The organism is Mesorhizobium sp. M1A.F.Ca.IN.022.06.1.1, assembly GCF_003952605.1.
In the GTDB taxonomy this organism is placed as follows: Bacteria; Pseudomonadota; Alphaproteobacteria; order Rhizobiales; family Rhizobiaceae; genus Mesorhizobium.
In genome coordinates this window covers 2,600,014-2,618,179 of sequence record NZ_CP034455.1, presented here as the reverse complement: position 1 = coordinate 2,618,179, position 18,166 = coordinate 2,600,014, and the positions used below count along the sequence as shown (strand labels likewise).

14 protein-coding genes and 1 pseudogene are annotated in these 18,166 nt (G+C 64.3%); 10 read left to right on the top strand and 5 right to left on the bottom strand.

From position 1 onward, the window contains the following. Positions 1–215: 215 nt before the first annotated feature. On the top strand, positions 216–2,060 hold the full coding sequence (gene ilvD / locus EJ078_RS12400) for a dihydroxy-acid dehydratase (RefSeq protein ID WP_127403208.1): 1,845 nt from the start codon (positions 216–218) through the stop codon (positions 2,058–2,060). Positions 2,061–2,203: 143 nt separating this feature from the next. On the opposite strand, the gene EJ078_RS12395 is transcribed toward ilvD, so the two are convergent. After that, positions 2,204–3,958, bottom strand: a complete 1,755-nt coding sequence (locus EJ078_RS12395; RefSeq protein WP_127215011.1) for an ABC transporter ATP-binding protein — start codon at positions 3,956–3,958, stop codon at positions 2,204–2,206. 166 nt (positions 3,959–4,124) lie between these two features. Here EJ078_RS12395 and EJ078_RS12390 point away from each other — a divergent pair, with 166 nt between their 5' ends. Together EJ078_RS12390 and EJ078_RS12385 are read left to right on the top strand one after the other, a co-directional pair. Further along, the gene (locus EJ078_RS12390; protein WP_127215012.1) at positions 4,125–5,405 is read left to right on the top strand and encodes an amidohydrolase family protein; all 1,281 of its coding nucleotides are present in this window, start codon (positions 4,125–4,127) and stop codon (positions 5,403–5,405) included. An 83-nt stretch (positions 5,406–5,488) separates the two neighbouring features. Next, positions 5,489–6,412, top strand: coding sequence for a DMT family transporter (locus EJ078_RS12385; RefSeq protein WP_067003583.1), 924 nt, complete (start codon positions 5,489–5,491; stop codon positions 6,410–6,412). On the opposite strand, the pseudogene EJ078_RS12380 reads toward EJ078_RS12385, so the two are convergent. Then, positions 6,409–7,270, bottom strand: a pseudogene (locus tag EJ078_RS12380) (phosphotransferase family protein). The gene EJ078_RS12385 and the pseudogene EJ078_RS12380 overlap by 4 nt on opposite strands. Positions 7,271–7,365: 95 nt before the next feature. Between EJ078_RS12380 and EJ078_RS12375 the strand changes: the two are divergent. Continuing rightward, on the top strand, positions 7,366–7,998 hold the full coding sequence (locus EJ078_RS12375; protein WP_127215013.1) for a class I SAM-dependent methyltransferase: 633 nt from the start codon (positions 7,366–7,368) through the stop codon (positions 7,996–7,998). 13 nt (positions 7,999–8,011) lie between these two features. Here EJ078_RS12375 and EJ078_RS12370 read toward each other — a convergent pair whose 3' ends face one another. The 3 genes from EJ078_RS12370 to EJ078_RS12360 all read right to left on the bottom strand — a co-directional run bounded on the left by EJ078_RS12370 (position 8,012) and on the right by EJ078_RS12360 (position 11,754). After that, a complete protein-coding gene (locus EJ078_RS12370; RefSeq protein ID WP_127215014.1) occupies positions 8,012–10,465 on the bottom strand; it encodes an FAD-dependent oxidoreductase in 2,454 nt (817 codons plus the stop codon). After that, positions 10,462–11,358, bottom strand: coding sequence for a phosphotransferase family protein (locus tag EJ078_RS12365; protein ID WP_095824288.1), 897 nt, complete (start codon positions 11,356–11,358; stop codon positions 10,462–10,464). Before EJ078_RS12365 ends, EJ078_RS12370 begins: the two co-directional genes overlap by 4 nt. Before the next feature lie 207 nt (positions 11,359–11,565). Beyond that, positions 11,566–11,754 carry a hypothetical protein gene (locus EJ078_RS12360; RefSeq protein ID WP_127214944.1) on the bottom strand — a complete coding sequence of 63 codons (189 nt, stop codon included), beginning with the start codon at positions 11,752–11,754 and terminating at the stop codon, positions 11,566–11,568. A gap of 4 nt (positions 11,755–11,758) precedes the next feature. On the opposite strand from EJ078_RS12360, the gene EJ078_RS12355 reads away from it, so the two are divergent. The 6 genes from EJ078_RS12355 to EJ078_RS12330 all read left to right on the top strand — a co-directional run bounded on the left by EJ078_RS12355 (position 11,759) and on the right by EJ078_RS12330 (position 18,103). Continuing rightward, on the top strand, positions 11,759–12,523 hold the full coding sequence (locus EJ078_RS12355; RefSeq protein ID WP_095799264.1) for a DeoR/GlpR family DNA-binding transcription regulator: 765 nt from the start codon (positions 11,759–11,761) through the stop codon (positions 12,521–12,523). A gap of 54 nt (positions 12,524–12,577) precedes the next feature. Then, the gene (locus tag EJ078_RS12350) at positions 12,578–13,489 is read left to right on the top strand and encodes a LysR substrate-binding domain-containing protein (RefSeq protein ID WP_067003593.1); all 912 of its coding nucleotides are present in this window, start codon (positions 12,578–12,580) and stop codon (positions 13,487–13,489) included. Positions 13,490–13,770: 281 nt separating this feature from the next. Next, positions 13,771–14,925 (top strand): ABC transporter substrate-binding protein, encoded by a 1,155-nt coding sequence (locus EJ078_RS12345; protein WP_127403212.1) that lies wholly within the window; start codon positions 13,771–13,773, stop codon positions 14,923–14,925. 189 nt (positions 14,926–15,114) lie between these two features. Next, positions 15,115–16,113 (top strand): ABC transporter ATP-binding protein, encoded by a 999-nt coding sequence (locus tag EJ078_RS12340; RefSeq protein ID WP_067003595.1) that lies wholly within the window; start codon positions 15,115–15,117, stop codon positions 16,111–16,113. A gap of 279 nt (positions 16,114–16,392) precedes the next feature. Next, positions 16,393–17,298 carry an ABC transporter permease gene (locus tag EJ078_RS12335; protein ID WP_176477564.1) on the top strand — a complete coding sequence of 302 codons (906 nt, stop codon included), beginning with the start codon at positions 16,393–16,395 and terminating at the stop codon, positions 17,296–17,298. Next, positions 17,288–18,103, top strand: a complete 816-nt coding sequence (locus EJ078_RS12330) for an ABC transporter permease (RefSeq protein ID WP_067003601.1) — start codon at positions 17,288–17,290, stop codon at positions 18,101–18,103. The genes EJ078_RS12335 and EJ078_RS12330 overlap by 11 nt, the downstream gene beginning before the upstream one ends. The last annotated feature ends 63 nt before the right edge of the window (positions 18,104–18,166 follow it).

Sequence of the window (18,166 nt, the reverse complement as noted above, 5' to 3'; positions counted from 1 at the left end):
ACGGCGCGCCGGGAATTTGGCGCGGCTTCCGTGCCGTCTGCCTCAAGGACGGCTCGGCGCGGCACGATCCGACAGCATTTTTCAAATTTCCTGAAGAATCGTGGCGCAGCGCAAAATTGTGGCAAGGGCGGACCTTGGCCGCTATAACCGCTGCCGACTGAAATACAGCGCCGCCGCGCCACGCTTGAGCGCCGCCAGCCATCAAGGAAATACCGATGCCCGCCTACCGTTCCCGCACCACCACCCATGGCCGCAACATGGCCGGCGCCCGTGGCCTGTGGCGTGCCACCGGCATGAAGGACAGTGATTTCGGCAAGCCGATTATTGCGGTGGTCAATTCCTTCACCCAGTTCGTCCCGGGCCATGTGCACCTGAAGGATCTCGGCCAGCTCGTCGCGCGCGAGATCGAGAAGGCCGGCGGCGTCGCCAAGGAGTTCAACACCATCGCCGTCGATGACGGCATCGCCATGGGTCACGACGGCATGCTCTATTCGCTCCCGTCGCGCGAGCTGATCGCCGATTCCGTCGAATACATGGTCAATGCGCACTGCGCCGACGCCATGGTCTGCATCTCCAACTGCGACAAGATCACGCCCGGCATGCTGATGGCCTCGCTGCGCCTCAACATCCCGACCGTTTTCGTCTCCGGCGGCCCGATGGAAGCCGGCAAGGTGGTGCTGGGCGGCAAGGCGCAGGCGCTCGACCTCGTCGACGCCATGGTGGCCGCGGCCGACGACCGAATTTCAGATGAGGACGTCAAGGTGATCGAGCGCTCGGCCTGCCCGACCTGCGGCTCCTGCTCGGGCATGTTCACGGCGAACTCGATGAACTGCCTGACCGAAGCGTTGGGTCTCTCGCTGCCCGGCAACGGCTCGACTTTGGCCACCCATGCCGATCGCAAGCGGCTGTTCATCGAGGCAGGCCATCTGATCGTCGATCTTGCGCAGCGCTATTACGAGCAGGAGGACGACAGTGCGCTGCCGCGCAGCATCGCCTCCAAGGGAGCCTTCGAGAATGCCATGGCCCTCGACATCGCCATGGGCGGCTCGACCAACACGGTGCTGCACATCCTGGCTGCCGCGCATGAGGGCGAGGTCGACTTCACCATGGAGGATATCGACCGGCTGTCGCGCAAAGTGCCGGTGCTTTGCAAGGTGGCGCCGGCCAAGTCCGACGTGCACATGGAGGATGTTCATCGCGCCGGCGGCATCATGGCGATCCTCGGCCAGCTCGACCAGGCCGGGCTGATCAACCGCGATCTGCCGACAGTCCACACCGCAACGCTGGGCGAAGCGCTCGACCATTGGGACATTGCCCGCACTTCCGCAGAGAATGTGCGCGAGTTCTTCCGCGCAGCGCCCGGCGGCGTGCCGACGCAGGTCGCCTTCAGCCAGGATCGCCGCTGGGAGGATCTCGACACGAACCGCGAGACGGGCGTCATTCGCTCGGCCAAGACGCCGTTCTCGAAGGATGGCGGCCTCGCCGTGTTGAAGGGCAATCTGGCGCTCGACGGCTGCATCGTGAAGACGGCCGGCGTCGACGAGTCGATCCTGAAATTCACCGGTCCGGCCCGCGTCTTCGAAAGCCAGGACGCTTCCGTCAAGGCGATCCTCGGCAACGAGATCAAGGCGGGCGACATCGTCGTCATCCGCTATGAGGGGCCGCGCGGCGGCCCCGGCATGCAGGAGATGCTCTACCCGACCAGCTATCTTAAGTCGAAGGGCCTCGGCAAGGCCTGCGCGCTGATCACCGACGGCCGCTTCTCCGGCGGCACGTCGGGTCTGTCGATCGGCCACGTCTCGCCGGAAGCCGCCGAGGGCGGGCTGATCGGCCTGGTTCAGGAAGGCGACACGATCGAGATCGACATCCCGAACCGCAAGATCCATCTCGCCGTCAGCGAAGCCAAGCTCGACGCCCGCCGCAAGGCTATGGCGGCCAAGGGCGCGGATGCCTGGAAGCCTGAGGAAAAGCGCAAGCGCAAGGTGACGACGGCGCTGCGCGCCTACGCCGCCTTCGCCACCAGCGCCGACAAAGGTGCTGTCAGGAAAGTGCCGGAATAATAAGTCGGGCAGCGCCCCCCTACCTCCCCCTGTGGGCCCCTCTGTGGGGAGGTCGGACCGAAGGTCCGGGTCGGTCGGCGCCGCACCTCCACCCCGCTGCTGCGCAGCGACCCTCCCCACAACGGGGAGGGTAAGCGCCGGCGTCACGGCATCAGCTGATATTCATAAAGCTTCTGATAGAGTCCGCCCTGTTTGAGCAGGGACTTGTGCGGGCCGCTTTCCAGCACCTTGCCGTTTTCCAGCACCACGATCGTGTCGGCCTGATGCACCGTTGACAGCCGATGCGCGATGACGATGGTCGTGCGCCCGACTGTGAGTTGCTGCAGCGCGTCGCGGAACAGCGCTTCCGATTCGGCGTCCAGCGCGCTGGTCGCCTCGTCGAGCAGCAGGATCTCGGCATTGCGCAGCATGGCGCGCGCGATCGAGATGCGCTGGCGCTGGCCGCCGGACAGCAACGAGCCGTTCTCGCCCACCTCCGTCTCGTAGCCCTTGGCCATGGCGCTGATGAAGTGATGCGCGTTGGCGGCCTTGGCCGCGGCGATCACCTCCTCGTCGGTCGCGTCCTGACGCCCGAGGCGTATGTTGTGCATGATGGTGCCGGCGAACAGGAACGTGTCCTGGCTGACATAGGCAATCTTCTGCCTGAGTGAATCGAGCGTGGCGTGGGAGATGTCCTGGCCGTCGAACATGATCTTGCCGCTTTGCGGGTCGTACATGCGCATGATCAGGTTGAGGATCGTTGACTTGCCGCCGCCGGAAGGTCCGACCAGCGCCGTCATCTTGCCGGCCGCCAGGGTCAGGTTGAGCTGTTCGAAAACCGGCGGGCTCTCGGGATAGGCGAAGCTGACATTGTCGAAGCGGATTTCGCCCGGGCCCGGCTGCAGCGGCTTGGCGCCGGGCTTTTCGGCCAGCGTCAGCGGCCGGTCGGCAAGCTGGAACATCATGCGCACGCCGACGATGCCGGTCTCCAGCGAGATGCGCACGCGCGCCAGCCGCTTTGCCGGCTCATAAGCGAGCAGCAGCGCCCCGATAAAGGCCATGATGTTGCCCGGCATCTGGCCGCCCTGCAGCACCAGGAAGCCGCTGATGAAGACTGCGCCGGCAATCGCCAGACCGGCAAGCGTTTCCATCACCGGGCTGGTGGCTGCCTCGAGCGTCGCGATGTTGTTGGCGCGGTTCTGGACGTCCGACACGGCCTTGTACATGCGCTTGCGCATCGCGCCTTCGAGATTGAAGGATTTGACGACGCGCACGCCGATTGCCGTTTCCTGCATCACATGCACGATCTGGCCGAGCGAGCGGAATTCCATCTTGGCGATCTGGCGCACGCGCTTGAGAATGCTGTTGACGCCGTAGATCGCCACCGGTCCGACGACGAAGCAGATCAGCGACAGCGCCGGCTGCTCCCAGACCATCACTGCGACCAGCACGATCAACGTCACCAGATCGCGCACATAGGACGTGACGACGAGGTCGAGCACGCTGCGCGCGGCTTGGGCGTTGTTGGTCATGCGGGTGATCAGGTCGGACGACGAGGTCGAATGGTAGAATTCGATGCCTTGCGCCAGGATCCGGTCATAGATCTTTCGCTGCCTATCGGCGATGATGGCATTGCCGACCCGGCTCATGAAATAGGCCTGAACGAAGGTCGCCAGGCCCTTGAGGACGAAGATAGCGGCGACCGCGGCCGCGATCAGGTTGACGCGATCCGCTCTCTTGTAGACCACGAATTCGTTGGTGATCTCCTTCAGGATCCATGCGCTGGCCCCCGTCATGGCGGCCACCACCAGCATCGACACAATAGCCGCGCCATAGCCGAATTTATGCTCCCGGAAAGATTCTCGTACCAGCCTTGCGACAAGGCGCTGGTTCTCCGTCGAGCGGAAGAAGAAAAACAAACGGCCGATCCTGTGTCTGGCTTAGCAAATTTCGGATTCGCCACGGGGGCGAGAGGCGGCTTATAGAGCGAGTTGGCGCCGGAGGAAACGCCGGCAGGGAAGAAACCGCTGCGGCGGGCCGCCTTTCCGATCACGATAACGCTGATTCTACCAAAGGGATAACGACATGGATTTCGACCTCATCGTGCGCGGCGGCACGCTGCCGGACGGCAGGATCGCCGATATCGGCATCGCTGACGAAACCATCGCCGCGATCGAGCCTCAGTTGCAAGGCGCAGCTCGGAGCGAGGTCGACGCGCGCGGCAATCTCGTCTCGCCGCCCTTCGTCGATCCGCATTTCCATATGGACGCCACGCTCTCCTATGGCATTCCGCGCATCAACGCTTCGGGCACGCTGCTCGAAGGGATTGCGCTCTGGGGCGAGTTGAAGCCGCTCCTGACGCATGAGGCGGTGCGCGACCGCGCGCTCGCCTATTGCGACTGGGCGGTGTCGATGGGCCTGCTTGCCATCCGCACCCATGTCGATGTCTGCGACGACCGGCTGCTTGCCGTGGAAGCTCTGCTGGATGTGAAGAAAACGGTCGCGCCCTATATCGACCTGCAGCTGGTCGCCTTTCCGCAGGACGGGTTTTATCGCTCGCCGACGGCCCGCGAAAACACAATCCGGGCGCTGGATATGGGCGTCGACATCGTCGGCGGCATCCCGCATTTCGAGCGCAGCATGGCCGACGGCACCCGCTCGGTGACGGAGCTCTGCGAGATTGCGGCGAAGCGCGGCCTGATGGTCGACATGCATTGCGACGAGACAGACGACCCGCTTTCGCGCCACATCGAGCAGCTTGCCTATGAAACGCAGCGCCTCGGCCTGCAGGGTAGGGTGGCGGGCTCGCACCTCACCTCGATGCATTCCATGGACAATTACTACGTCTCGAAGCTGTTGCCGCTGATCGCCGAGGCCGGCGTCTCTGCGATCCCCAATCCGCTGATCAACATCATGCTGCAGGGGCGCCACGATACTTTCCCCAAGCGGCGCGGCCTGACCCGCGTGAAGGAGATGCTGGCGCTCGGCATCCGCGTCGGCTGGGGCCAGGACTGCGTGCTCGACCCATGGTATTCGCTGGGCACGGCGGACATGCTCGACGTGGCCTTCATGGGCCTGCATGTCGCGCAGATGTCGAGCCCGGCCGACATGACGCGCTGCTTCGACATGGTCACCAGCGTCAACGCCGCCATCATGGGGCTTGATCATCTCGGTCTGGCCGTCGGCAAGCGGGCGAGCCTTGTCGTGCTCGACGCCGGCAATCCGATCGAGGCCGTCCGCCTGCGCCCCGAGCGCCTCTGTGTCATCGCCAAGGGCAAGGTGGTAGCCGAACGGACCCGACAGGAGACGCGGCTGTCGATTGCCGGTCGGCCGGAGAGCGTCAACCGCAGGCACAAATCCGCGTAGCGCCAGCCGATTTCCGCCGCTGGTCTTACGGATCGTTCGAATTTTCCTCCTCAAAGCGACAGATTGCGAGTAGGGAGCCGGGCATGGCCCAGTTCCTCGCCCGCAATCTCACGATCAAGAATGTCCTGCTCGCCGGCATTCTCTTGATGCTGGCCGGCGACTTCATGTTCGCGCTGAACGACGCGATGGGCAAATGGCTGGTCGCTTCCTTCTCGGTCGGCCAAGTGGTGCTGGTTCGCTCCATCGGCGCCTTCTTGGTGCTCGGGCCGATGATCGCCAACCAGGGCGCGGGCAAGCTTTTTCAGGTGGAAAGGCCGGTGCTGCAGGTCCTGCGCGTCGCGGCGACCACGCTTGACACCGGGCTGTTCTATGCCGCGGTCGTCTATCTGCCGCTCGCGGACGTGATGAGCTTCTACATGGCCGGACCGATCTATGTCGCCGCGCTCTCGCATCTCCTGCTCGGCGAGAAGGTCGGCTGGCGGCGCTGGCTGGCGATCCTGGTCGGCTTCTGCGGTGTGCTGATTATCCTGAAGCCATCGTCGGCCGCGTTTTCGCTGTCATCGGCCTATGCGCTGATCGGCAGCATTGCCTTCGGCTTCGCCATCATTCTCGGCCGGCGTTTGCGCGGAACCAGTGACACGACGCTGGTCACCTGGCAGACCATCGGCACGTTGATTGTCGGCGGCGTTCTGACCATCGGCGCCTGGCGTACGCCGTCGGCGCTCGATTTCGGCGCCATGCTTTTGCTCGGCATTGTCTCCTGCGCCGCCCATCTGATGATCACCCGCGCGCTGAAGCTGGCGCCGGCGTCAACGCTGGCGCCGCTGCATTACAGCCTGCTCCTGTGGGCCATTGTCTTCGGCCTGGTCTTCTTCGGCGATGTGCCGAGCCCGCGGATACTCGCCGGCTCGGCCATCGTTGTGCTCGCCGGCATCTTCATCTTCCATCGCCAGAAGGTGGTCGAGACCGTCGTGCCGCCCGAGAATGTGCCGAAGGGCGTCAATTAGCCCTTTCGTATTGCGGCGAGGTGCCGTGAAAACTCCGGCGTCTCCATCAGCGCCTTGCAGCGGGCGAAGCGTCCGTCCGCATAGGCGCGGAAATTGTCGACCGGGTTGTCGTTGGCGAGCTGGATAAGTCCCCAAAGCGTCCAGAGCAGGTCGCACATGGCCTTGTAGATGACGACGCGGCCGCGCTCGGCCGGCCTTGCGTCGCCGCCGAAATAGGCGCGCATCATCTCTTCATCCTGGCCGGCGTCGAACTTGCCTTCGACCGAGAGGTCGCCGAGATCCCACAACGGATCGTTCATGCCGGAGTACTCCCAGTCGACGATCCACATCCGCTCCCCGGTATCGAGAAAGTTTTCGCAGAGCGGATCGCAGTGGCAGGCAGCAAGCTGGATCGGGTGCGTGACCAATGCTTCGCGCACGCTGCCCGCCTCGCGCACCACGTCGTGGTAGCCGGGCGGCAGGACCACATCCTTGGTCGACAGCACTTTCAGATAGTCGTCGATCATCGCAAACAGCTCGAAGCGGAAGGGGAAGACCGCGCCGGACGAATGCAGCTTTCGGAAGGCTGCGCCCGCGCGCGCCGGACTTCCCTGCCGGCGACAGCCGGCTCGCCCGGCGCGGATGCGGGTCGGCAAAAAGCACCTCCGGGCTGACGCCGGCCTTGGCCGCCTCGCGCGCCGCCACCGCCTCGTTGGCGCGGTTGATATATTCCTCCGTGCCCTTGCCGGGAATGCGCAGGCAGACCTCGCCGGCCTTGTAGACACGGTTGGTAAGGCCGCCCAGCCGCTCCAGCGGACCCTTATACCTGGCAAGCGCCGGAATGGCGGCCAGCGCCGCGCGCGCCTCTTCCATCGTCACCCCCTTAACCATCACGCCATGTTTATGGCGGAACGGTTCCACAGTTTTTGCCGCTTGGCTACCATGGCCGACACGAATCGGCGGCGGGAGCGGCAATGGCGGACGGCAAGCACAACAGCGCGCTAAGCGCGGCCTATGCCGCAACACGGCCGGACGAAGTGGCCGCAATCTACGATAGCTGGGCCGAAACTTACGACGCCGATATGTCGGCGGCCGGCTATCGCCATCCGACCATCTGCCTGGCCCTGCTTGCCCGCCATCTGCCGCGCGGCGCGGAACCCGTGCTCGACGCCGGCGCCGGCACCGGGCTGCTCGGCGAATGGCTCGCCATCACAGGCTATCCACGTGTCGAGGCGCTCGACATCTCGCAAGGCATGCTGGACAAGGCCGGCGCCAAGGGCGTCTACACGGCGCTGCATCGTCTGGCGCTGGGCGGCGCCTTGCCATTCGCTGATGGCGCCTACGCCGGCATCGTCTCGGCCGGCGTCTTCACCTCCGGCCATGTCGGCGTCGAGGGGCTGGACGAGCTGATCCGCATCTGCCGTCCAGGCGGCATCATCGTGCTGACGATCAAGAACACGCTCTGGCAGGCCGGCTTTGCCGAGCGGATCGCCGTGCTCGAAGCGGAGGACGTCATAACCCGGCTTGAAGAGACACGGCCTTACGCGTCGATGCCCGGCGAGGGCGATGCGGTGCCAAGCAGAGGCCTCGTGCTGCGCGTCGGCTGACCGCTTTCCTCGCTTAAGCCTTTATCTTCTCTCCGGCCGGATCGTACATCGGCTCGAGATGGATCTTTGCCGGCGTGCACTCCATCGCCACCACCAGTTCATAGGCGCCGGAGGCGAGGAAGTCGTCGCTGACGCCATCGGCGTTGCGCACATAGCCATAGCCGATGTTCTTCTCCACCGTATAGCCATAGCCGCCGCTGGTGAGATAGCCGACCGGTTGGCCGTTGCGCAGGATCGTCTCGCGTCCGGCCAGGACGACGTCCGGATCGTCGACCGTGAAGCCGGCAAAACGTTTTGCCAGCGGCTGGCCGGCCGCCTTCTCCAGCGCCCGCCGCCCGATGAAGTCGTTGTTCTTCCTGAGCTTCACCGCCCAGCCCAGGCCCGCTTCCTGCGGCGTGTCGTTCGGCGTGATGTCCGCCCCCCAGGCGCGATAGCCCTTTTCCAGCCGCAGCGATTCCAGCGCCCTGTAGCCGACCGGGCGGATGCCATGCTGTTTCCCGGCTGCCATCAGGGCATCAAAAATCTCGCCCGTCGCGGCGATCGGCACATGCAACTCCCAGCCGAGCTCGCCGACATAGGTCACCCGCAGCGCCCGCACGGTGTGGCCGGCGATGTCGATCTCGCGCGCGTGGCCGAAGGGGAAGGCGGCGTTGGAGACATCCGCACCCGTTACCGCCGACAGCACGTCGCGGGCACGTGGCCCCATCAGCGACAGCGTGCCGAAATCCTCGGTCACGTCTTTGAGCGCCGCGTCGAGTCCCTGGCCGAGATGGTCGCCGATCCACGAAAAATCATGCGTGCGGAAACCGGTGCCGGTGACGATGTAGAACCTGTCCTCGCCGAGCCGTGCCACCGTGAGGTCTGCTTCGATGCCGCCGCGCGTGTTGAGAAGCTGCGTATAGGTCAGCCGGCCGACCGGCTTGTTGATGTCGTTGGCGCAGATCCAGTCGAGCGCCCTCAGCGCATCGGCCCCGGTCATCTCATATTTGGCAAAGGAGGATTGGTCGAAGATGCCGACTTTCTCGCGCACATGCCGATGTTCCTCGCCGACCGCCTCGAACCAGTTCTGCCGGCCCATTGAATAGACGTCTTCCGGCTCTACGCCGTCGGGCGCGAACCAGTTCGGCCGCTCCCAGCCGAGCTTCGAGCCGAACACGGCGCGGTGCTCTCTCAGCCGCTCATAGAGCGGCGAGACGATGCGCGGCCGGCCCGAGAGATATTCCTCATGCGGGAAGCCGATGGTGTAGTGCTTGCCATAGGCCTCGAGCGTGCGGTCGCAGACCCATTGCCGGTCGCGGTGCAGGTTGGAAAAACGCCTGATGTCGACCACCCAGAGGTCGAGCGGCGCCTCGCCGTCGACCACCCATTGCGCCAGCACCCAGCCGGCGCCGCCGCCGGACGCGATGCCGAAGGCGTTGAAGCCGGCGCCGACGAACATGTTGGCGCATTCGGGCGCGACACCAAGGATGAAATTGCCGTCCGGGGTAAAGCTCTCCGGCCCGTTGATCATTTGCTTCACGCCGACATTGGCCAGCGCCGGCACCCGCTCGATCGCCTGCGCCATATGCTGCTCGAAGTGGTCGTAATCATCATCGAACAGGCGGAACTCCCAGTCGTTGGGCACGTCGCCCCCGGGGAGCTCAGTCGTCCAGGCCTGCGGGTTCGGCTCATAGCCGCCCATCACCAGCCCGCCGACCTCTTCCTTGAAATAGGTGCGGCGGTCGGGGTCGCGGATTGTCGGCGCGTCGTTGGCCAGCCCTTCGATCTTCTCGGTGATGATGTACTGGTGCTTGACCGGCTGCAGCGGCACGTTGATGCCGGCCATCGCGCCGACCTGCCTTGCCCATTGCCCAGCGCAGTTCACCACTCTGTCGCAGGCAATGTCGCCCTTTTCGGTCTTCACCGCGGTGATGCGTCCGCCCGTCATCTCGAATCCGGTGACGCGCGCGTCCTCGAACAGTTTTGCGCCATGCATGCGCGCGCCCTTGGCGAGCGATTGCGTGATATCGGAGGGGCTGGCCTGACCGTCGGTCGGCAGCCAGGAGGCGCCGACGAGGTCGCCGGTTTCCATCAGCGGCCACATGCGCTTCACCTCGGCGGGCGACAGCAGCTGCATGTCCATGCCGAAGCTTTTTGCCGTCGTCGCCAATCGCTTGAACTCGGTCCAGCGATCGGCGTTGGTGGCGAGCCTGAGGCACCCGGTCATTTTCCAGCCGGTCGCCAGTCCCGTTTCGGCCTCGAGCCCCTTATAGAGCTCGACGGAATATTTGAGCACGCGGGTTATCGAGGCCGACGAGCGCAGCTGCCCGACCAGTCCGGCCGCGTGCCAGGTCGAGCCCGAGGTCAGCTTGCCTTGCTCCAGCAGCACCACGTCGGCCTTGTGGTCGCGCGCCAAATGATAGGCGGTCGAGCAGCCGATGATGCCGCCGCCGATGACCACGATCCCGGCATGGCTGGGCAAAGTCATGATCTTGTCCCGTATCTCGTCCGGTAGTTTTCCAGTGCAGCGTCGAGCCGCACCAGGTTCTCTTCGGTATAGGCGACGTAATCGATGCCGGGCGCGTCGAGATAAATCTCGGAGACCATGCTCCACATTGCCTCGCGCAGCAGCGAGGCGCATTGCATGGCCGCGTGCGAGCGGCGGATCTCGCTGTCCGGCTCCTTCATGAAATAGGCGGTCAGGAAGGCGAAGGATTCCTCGTCGCTCATGCCCGCATTCGAGGCGGCCCCGGCCAGGTCGAACATGGCCGTGTTGAAGCCGGCATATTCGAAATCGATCAGCCACAGCCGCTTGCCGTCGTCGAGGATGTTGGCCGGCAAAAGATCATTGTGGCCGAAGACGATCGGCAAAAGCTTCTGCGCCCGTTCGAGCTCGTCGGCTAAAGCGAGATAGCGCGGCAGCTCGTCCTTCTTGCGGCTGCCACCTTCCTCGAGCGTGCGCGCATAGTCGCGGATGACATGAAAGACCCAGAACATGAAACCGGCGCCGGAGACGTGGTTCGGCATCTCGCGGTGAAAGCGCCGCAGCAGCGCCGCCACGCGGCCGAGATCGGCGCGCACATCCTCGGCAAGGAAGGTCCTGGCGCCGAGAAACTGGGTCACCAGAATTCCGGGCTCGGCGTAGTGCACGGCCGGCGCGAAGCCGGCCGCATGCGCCGCGCGCGCCGTCATCACCTCGCGCTCGCGAAAGACATGGTGGAACGGGAAGTCCTGGCCGAAGCGCACCACGTGCCGGCCGGCGGCGTCGGTAACGACATAGTTGGCGTTGCTGAGGCCGCCCGGCAGCGGCTCGATCTCGATGCCGCCGCTCCAGCAGGGCAGAGCGCGGATGCGGTCTTCGGTGGTTACGGCGGCGCTCACGGGTTCGGTCCTGCTTCGGCCGGCTTACGACAAAGCGCCGGTCTCTCACAAAGCCATGAGAGAAAAAAGAAAGGCCTCGTCGGTGCGGGATGCCGGGACTGATATCCCTCACCACACCGACGAGCCCCTTGGCCAGGCTTAGGATCCCGGCATCCGCCCCCGCGGATTCGAAAAAAGCTCGCGTCAGGCACGTTCCAGAAAATCTGGTCAGTCGATTGCGGCTCTGCCATCACCCTCCTGTGGCAGTTCCGAGCCTGTCACGACAACAATCTCACGCCAGCGTGATGTTGCTGTCAATAAAAAGCTGTGACCTTTTTTGGGTGTTTTGCCCGAAAATATGAGCAATTCCTTTAAAAGCGTTAGGAATGCCGTAGAATCGGTCAAAATCCCGGACATCCACATGATCCACTCGAAACGCCACGGCGAGATCCTGCGGCTCCTCGGTGAGGAGGGCACGATCACCATCGCCAGCCTGGCCGAGCGCCTGGGCGTGTCGCTGGAGACGGTCAGGCGCGACGTGAAACCGCTGACGGATGACGGAGCATTGCTCAAGATGCATGGCGCCGTCAGCCTGCGCTCTATGACAGGCGAGGCGCCGTTCGAGCGCCGCATGCGCGAGAATGCCGAAGCAAAGCGTCTGATTGCCCGCATGGTCGCGGCCACCATCCGCGACGGCGAGTCCATCATGCTCGACACCGGCACCACCACGTCCTTCCTGGCGCGCGAACTGCTCGGCCATCGCCGCCTGACGGTGGTCACCAATTCGTCCGACATCGCCCGTACGCTGGCGACGGTGAACGGCAACAAGGTCTATATGGCCGGCGGCGAGCTGCGCAGCGATTCAGGCGCGGCCCTCGGAGTCGCGGCGATCGAATTCGTAAGCCGCTTCTCGGTCAGCCACGCGGTGATCTCCATCGGCGCGGTCGACGCCGTCGCCGGCCTGACCGACTACGAGCTGGAGGAGGCGGAATTCGCCCGCATGGTGTTGTCGCGCGGGCAACGCACGCTGGTCGTCACCGACCATACCAAGTTCGGCCGGCAGGGCCTGGTTCAGGTCTGCGGCTTCGACGGTTTCTCCGAGCTTGCCACCGACCAGCCGCCGCCGCGCGACATCGCCGCCGCGCTCAGCCAGGCCGGCGCGCGTCTCAGCATTGCGACGGCCTAGCGCCGGATGCGCCAACGGCTTTCCTTCCCGGCCGCGCCGGTGTTTAGTCGGGTCATGGCCTTCACCATCCGCCAGCTCCAGTTCTTCGTCGCCGTCGCCGAGCAAGGCACGGTCTCGGGCGCCGCGCAGAACCTCTCCATCTCGCAATCCTCGGTCACCGAGGCGATCAAGGAGCTGGAGAGCGATCTCGGCGTCGAGCTGTTCGACCGCCACCCGCGCGGCCTCAACATCACGCATAAGGGGCACCAGTTCCTGCGCCACGCGACGAAAATCCTGGCCGACGTTTCCGATGCGCGCCGCGCTTTCCTCGGCGATCAACTCACCGCGGGCGGGCGGCTGCAGCTCGGCGTCACCTCGCTTGTTGCCGGCTACGTGCTCTCCGATCTGCTGGCTCGCTACCGCCGCGCCTATCCGAGCGTCGAAGTCTCGGCGATCGAGGACAATGGCGACTATCTCGAGCACCTGCTGGTCGGCGGCAAGCTCGACATCGCCGTCATGGTCACGTCGAATTTGCGCGATCGCACCGCGCTGCAGTCGGAAATCCTCGAAGTCTCGGCCTATCGGCTCTGGCTGCCGCTCAGCCACAAGCTCGCCAGCGCCGACATTATCTCGATCGGCGACATCGCTTCCGAACCGCTGATCATGCTGACCGTCGACGAGATCGAGGAGAACACCGGCAAGCTGCTGTCGGCGCTCGGTGCGAGACCGCATGTCGCCTTCCGCACCCGCTCCGTCGAGGCCGTGCGCAGCCTCGTCGCCACCGGCGCCGGCGTGGCGCTGCTGCCAGATCTCGTCTATCGTCCCTGGTCGCTGGAAGGCGACCGCATCGAATCCCGCGATATCTCCGGCTCGCTTCCGGTCGTCCAGGTCGGCATGGTTTGGCGCCGCGGTTCCAGCCTGCCGCAGGCCGCCCGTGACTTCATCGGACTTGCCCAATCGCAGCGCATGGTCCGGCAGCGGCTCTGATCAGAGCAATTCCAGCAAAGTGTGAACGGTTGGGCTCGGCCACTTCGCCGCAACCTTCCGTCCGGAATGGCGTCGGAAAGAGTATCGGAAAATCCGATATCGGCTTTCTGATAAATGGATTTGCGAAACCGGAATTTTCACAGCACTTTTCGCTCAGGGAACAAAGCCGCTCGGGAGCGCGGCTGCCGGGGTGATGGGAACTCTGGCGTTCAGGTTTGCGTGTGATCCTTGTTGAAAACCGGATCGGTTTCGGGGTCATGCGCCAAAATGGGAGATCGATGATGAATGCATTCCTGAAGTCATGCACGGCGTTGACGGTTGCGCTGACCTTCTCGGGTCAGGCGATCGCCCAGGTCAAGGAAGTCGGCAAGGGCGAGGGCGAACTGAATATCGTCGCCTGGCCGGGCTATATCGAGCGGGGCGAGACCGACAAGAACTACGACTGGGTGACCGCCTTCGAGAAGGAGACCGGCTGCAAGGTCAACGTCAAGACCGCCAATACGTCGGACGAGATGGTCTCGCTGATGAACGAAGGCGGCTTCGACCTGGTGACGGCTTCTGGTGATGCTTCGCTGCGCCTCGTCGCCGGCAAGCGCGTGCAGCCGATCAACACCGACCTCATCAAGAGCTGGAAGACGGTCGACGACCGTCTCAAGGACGCGCCCTGGTTCACCGTCGACAAGGTGCATTACGGCGTGCCCTACCAGTGGGGCCCGAACATCTTGATGTACAACACCACGGTCTTCAAGGAAGCGCCCAAGAGCTGGAACGTCGTTTTCGAGGAGATGAAGCTGCCCGACGGCAAGTCGAACAAGGGTCGTGTCCAGGCCTATGACGGCCCGATCCATATTGCCGATGCCGCCAACTACCTGATGTTCCACAAGCCGGAACTGGGCATCAAGGATCCGTACGAGCTCAGCGAAGACCAGTACAAGGCGGCGCTCGATCTGCTGCGCACCCAGCGCACCCTGGTCGGCCGCTACTGGCATGACGCCGCGATCCAGGTCGACGATTTCCAGAACGAAGGCGTCGTCGCCTCCGGCTCGTGGCCGTATCAGGTGAACACGCTGATCGCCGCCAAGAAGCCGGTCGCCTCGACCGTGCCGGAGGAGGGCGTGACCGGCTGGGCCGACACCACCATGATGGAAGCCGACGCCGCCCATCCGAACTGCGCCTATATGTGGCTCGAGCACTCGCTCTCGCCCAAGGTCCAGGGCGATGTGTCGTCCTGGTTCGGCTCGCTGCCGGTCGTGCCCGCCGCCTGCAAGGGCAATGAACTGCTCGGCGACGAGGGCTGCAAGACCAACGGTTACGACAATTTCGAGAAGATCAAGTTCTGGAAGACGCCGATCTCGAAATGCGCCAGCCAGAATGACAAGTGCGTGCCCTATTACCGCTGGGTGTCGGACTATATCGGCGTCATCGGCGGGCGGTGAGTTCGCCTGGCCTTTAGAAGTTGGCGCTGCCCCTCACCCTTACCCTCTCCCCGTGAAGAACGGGGAGAGGGGGCGCCAGCGCTGGAGTTTGTCCCTTCTCCCCGTCTTTCACGCGGAGAAGGTGCCGGCAGGCGGACGAGGGGCAGCACAGACGCCCGAATTTGAGAGCCTGAACCTTCAGGACAGATCATGACCTCCGCCGTTTCCTTCAAACAAGTCTCGCGCCATTTCGGCAGCGTGCGCGCCGTCGATGCGGTCGATCTCGACATCGCGCCGGGCGAGTTCTTCGCCATGCTCGGGCCGTCCGGTTCCGGCAAGACGACCTGCCTGCGTTTGATCGCCGGCTTCGAGCAGCCGACGGCCGGCTCGATCTCCATCTTCGGCGAGCGGGCCGAAGGCGTTCCGCCCTATCGCCGCAACGTCAACACCGTATTCCAGGACTACGCGCTGTTCCCGCATCTGAACGTGCTCGACAACGTCGCTTACGGGCTGATGGTCAAGGGCGTCGGCAGGGTCGAACGGCTGAAGGCGGCGGAAGAGGCGCTCTCGCTGGTACGCCTGCCGGGCTATGGGGCCCGGCGCCCCGGCCAACTCTCCGGCGGCCAACGACAGCGCGTCGCGCTTGCCCGGGCGCTCGTCAACCAGCCCAAGGTGCTGCTGCTCGACGAGCCGCTCGGCGCGCTTGACCTCAAGCTGCGCGAGAACATGCAGGAGGAACTGAAGTCGCTGCAGAAGGTGCTCGGCATCACCTTCGTCTTCGTCACTCACGACCAGGGCGAAGCGCTTTCCATGGCCGACCGTGTTGCCGTCTTCAACGACGGCAGAATCATGCAGGTCGGCACGCCGGAGGACATTTACCAGCGGCCGAGGACGCGCTTCGTCGCCGATTTCGTCGGCTCGTCCAACGTGCTGCCGCCGGATTTCGTGCAGCGCTATTCCGGCCAGCATCGCTGGGGCAGCCTCAGGCCTGAATCCATCCGCGTATCGGGCGCCACGAGCGGCGATGGCGTTGCCGCGCGTCTGGTCGGGACCAACTATCTCGGCGCCACCACAAGGCTGGCGCTCGATGCCGATGGGCTGAGGCTGCATGCCATGGTGCCGGCGGGGACCGCGCTCCCTGCCGAAGGCGAGGCGGTGATGCTCACCTTCAACCGCGAGCACCTGCATCTGATGGACGAGTCGGCATGATTGCGGTTTGTGCAAAGCACCCTCCTCTGTCCTGCCGGACATCTCCCGCGCAAGGGGGGAGATTGGCTGTCGCCACTCGCTTCGCCAATCTTCGGCGTTGCAGAACTGGCGGGGCAGACGAGCTGCTGACCTCCCTCCTCGCGGGGAGATGGCCGGGTCAGAGCTGGGTGTGAAGGATCTCGGCCTTGCCGCCGTTGATCTGATCGTCGGTGCGGCTCGATGACAATCGCCGCTCTTCAATCCAAGCCTGTGCCCGCCATCCTGCCCGGCAACGGCGGCATGCGCGGGGCGCTCTCCGACCTTTTATGGCGCCGGCCGATACTTCTCTTGCTGCTCATGCTGCTGCCGCCGCTTCTGTGGCTGGGCATCGTCTATATAGGCTCGCTTTTCGCGCTGCTTTTGCAGAGCTTTTTCTCGATCGACGAGTTCTCCGGCCTGATCAACCGCGAGTTCACGCTGAAGACCTATGGCGACCTGTTCCAGGCCGCCAATCTCGACATCATCCTGCGCACGGTGACGATGGCGGCGCTCGTGACGCTCGCCTCCGCGGTCATCGCGTTCCCCATCGCCTATTACGCGGCGCGCTATGCGCGCGGCCGCTGGAAGGCGCTGTTCTATCTCGGCGTCATGCTGCCGCTCTGGTCGAGCTATCTGGTCAAGATCTACGCCTGGAAGCTGATCCTCGCCAAGGAAGGCATTCTCACCTGGCTGTTAGGCAAGCTCGGCCTGCTGTGGCTGCTCGATGCCTGGCTGTCGTTGCCGATCGTCGGCGGCAACTCGCTGTCGGTCTCCTTCACCGGGACCTTCATCGTCTTCGTCTATGTCTGGCTGCCGTTCATGATCCTGCCTGTGCAGGCGGCGCTGGAACGCGTTCCCGGCAACCTCGTCGAGGCCTCGTCCGATCTCGGCGCCTCGCCCGGCCAAACCTTCCGCAACGTGCTCTTCCCGCTGGCGCTGCCGGGCATCGTCGCTGGCTCGATCTTCACCTTCTCGCTGACATTGGGCGACTACATCATCCCGCAGATCATCGGCACCTCGCGCCTGTTCATCGGCCAGGCCGTCTATTCGCAGCAAGGCACCGCCGGCAATATTCCTTTAGCCGCCGCCTTCACCGTGGTGCCCATCGTCATCATGGGCTTCTATCTGTGGGGCGCCAAGCGCATGGGAGCTTTCGATGCGCTCTGATCGCGGCCAATCCGCTCCGCTCGGGCTGAAGATCGCCGCCGCCTGCGGCCTGCTCTTCCTGCACCTGCCGATCCTTTTGATCTTCGTCTATGCCTTCACCACCGAAGAGAAGAGTTTTGTGTGGCCGCCGCCCGGCTTGACCACGCAATGGTTCGCCGTCACCTGGAACAGGCCGGATGTCTGGGAGGCGCTGTCGCTGTCGATCCGCGTCGCCGCCATTTCGACCGCAATCGCACTGGTTCTTGGCACGCTCTGCGCCGCTGCGGTTTCGCGGACGCGCTTCTTCGGCCGCGAGGCGATTTCATTGCTCGTCATCCTGCCGATCGCGCTGCCCGGCATCATCACCGGCATCGCGCTGCGCTCGGCTTTTGCGCTCGCCGACATCCCGTTCTCGTTCTGGACGATCGTGCTCGGCCACGCCACTTTCTGCGTGGTCGTCGTCTACAACAATGCCGTCGCCCGTTTTCGCCGCACCTCAGGCTCGATGATCGAGGCCTCGATGGATCTCGGCGCCGACGGTTTTCAGACGTTTAGGCATGTCGTGCTGCCCAACATTGCAACCGCGCTGCTTGCCGGCGGCATGTTGGCCTTTGCGCTGTCCTTCGACGAGGTCATCGTCACCACCTTCACCGCCGGCCAGCAGCAGACTGTGCCGATCTGGATGCTGGAGGAGCTGATCAGACCGCGGCAGCGTCCGGTCACCAATGTCGTCGCCATGGTCGTCGTGCTGGTGACGCTGCTGCCGATCCTCTTTGCCTATTACCTGACCCGCGACGGCGACCAGATCGCCGGCTCGGGCAAATGAAAACAGCGAATAGGGATTAGCCAATAGCGAATAGGGAAAATCGATCGCGAACCCTGCCCGCCA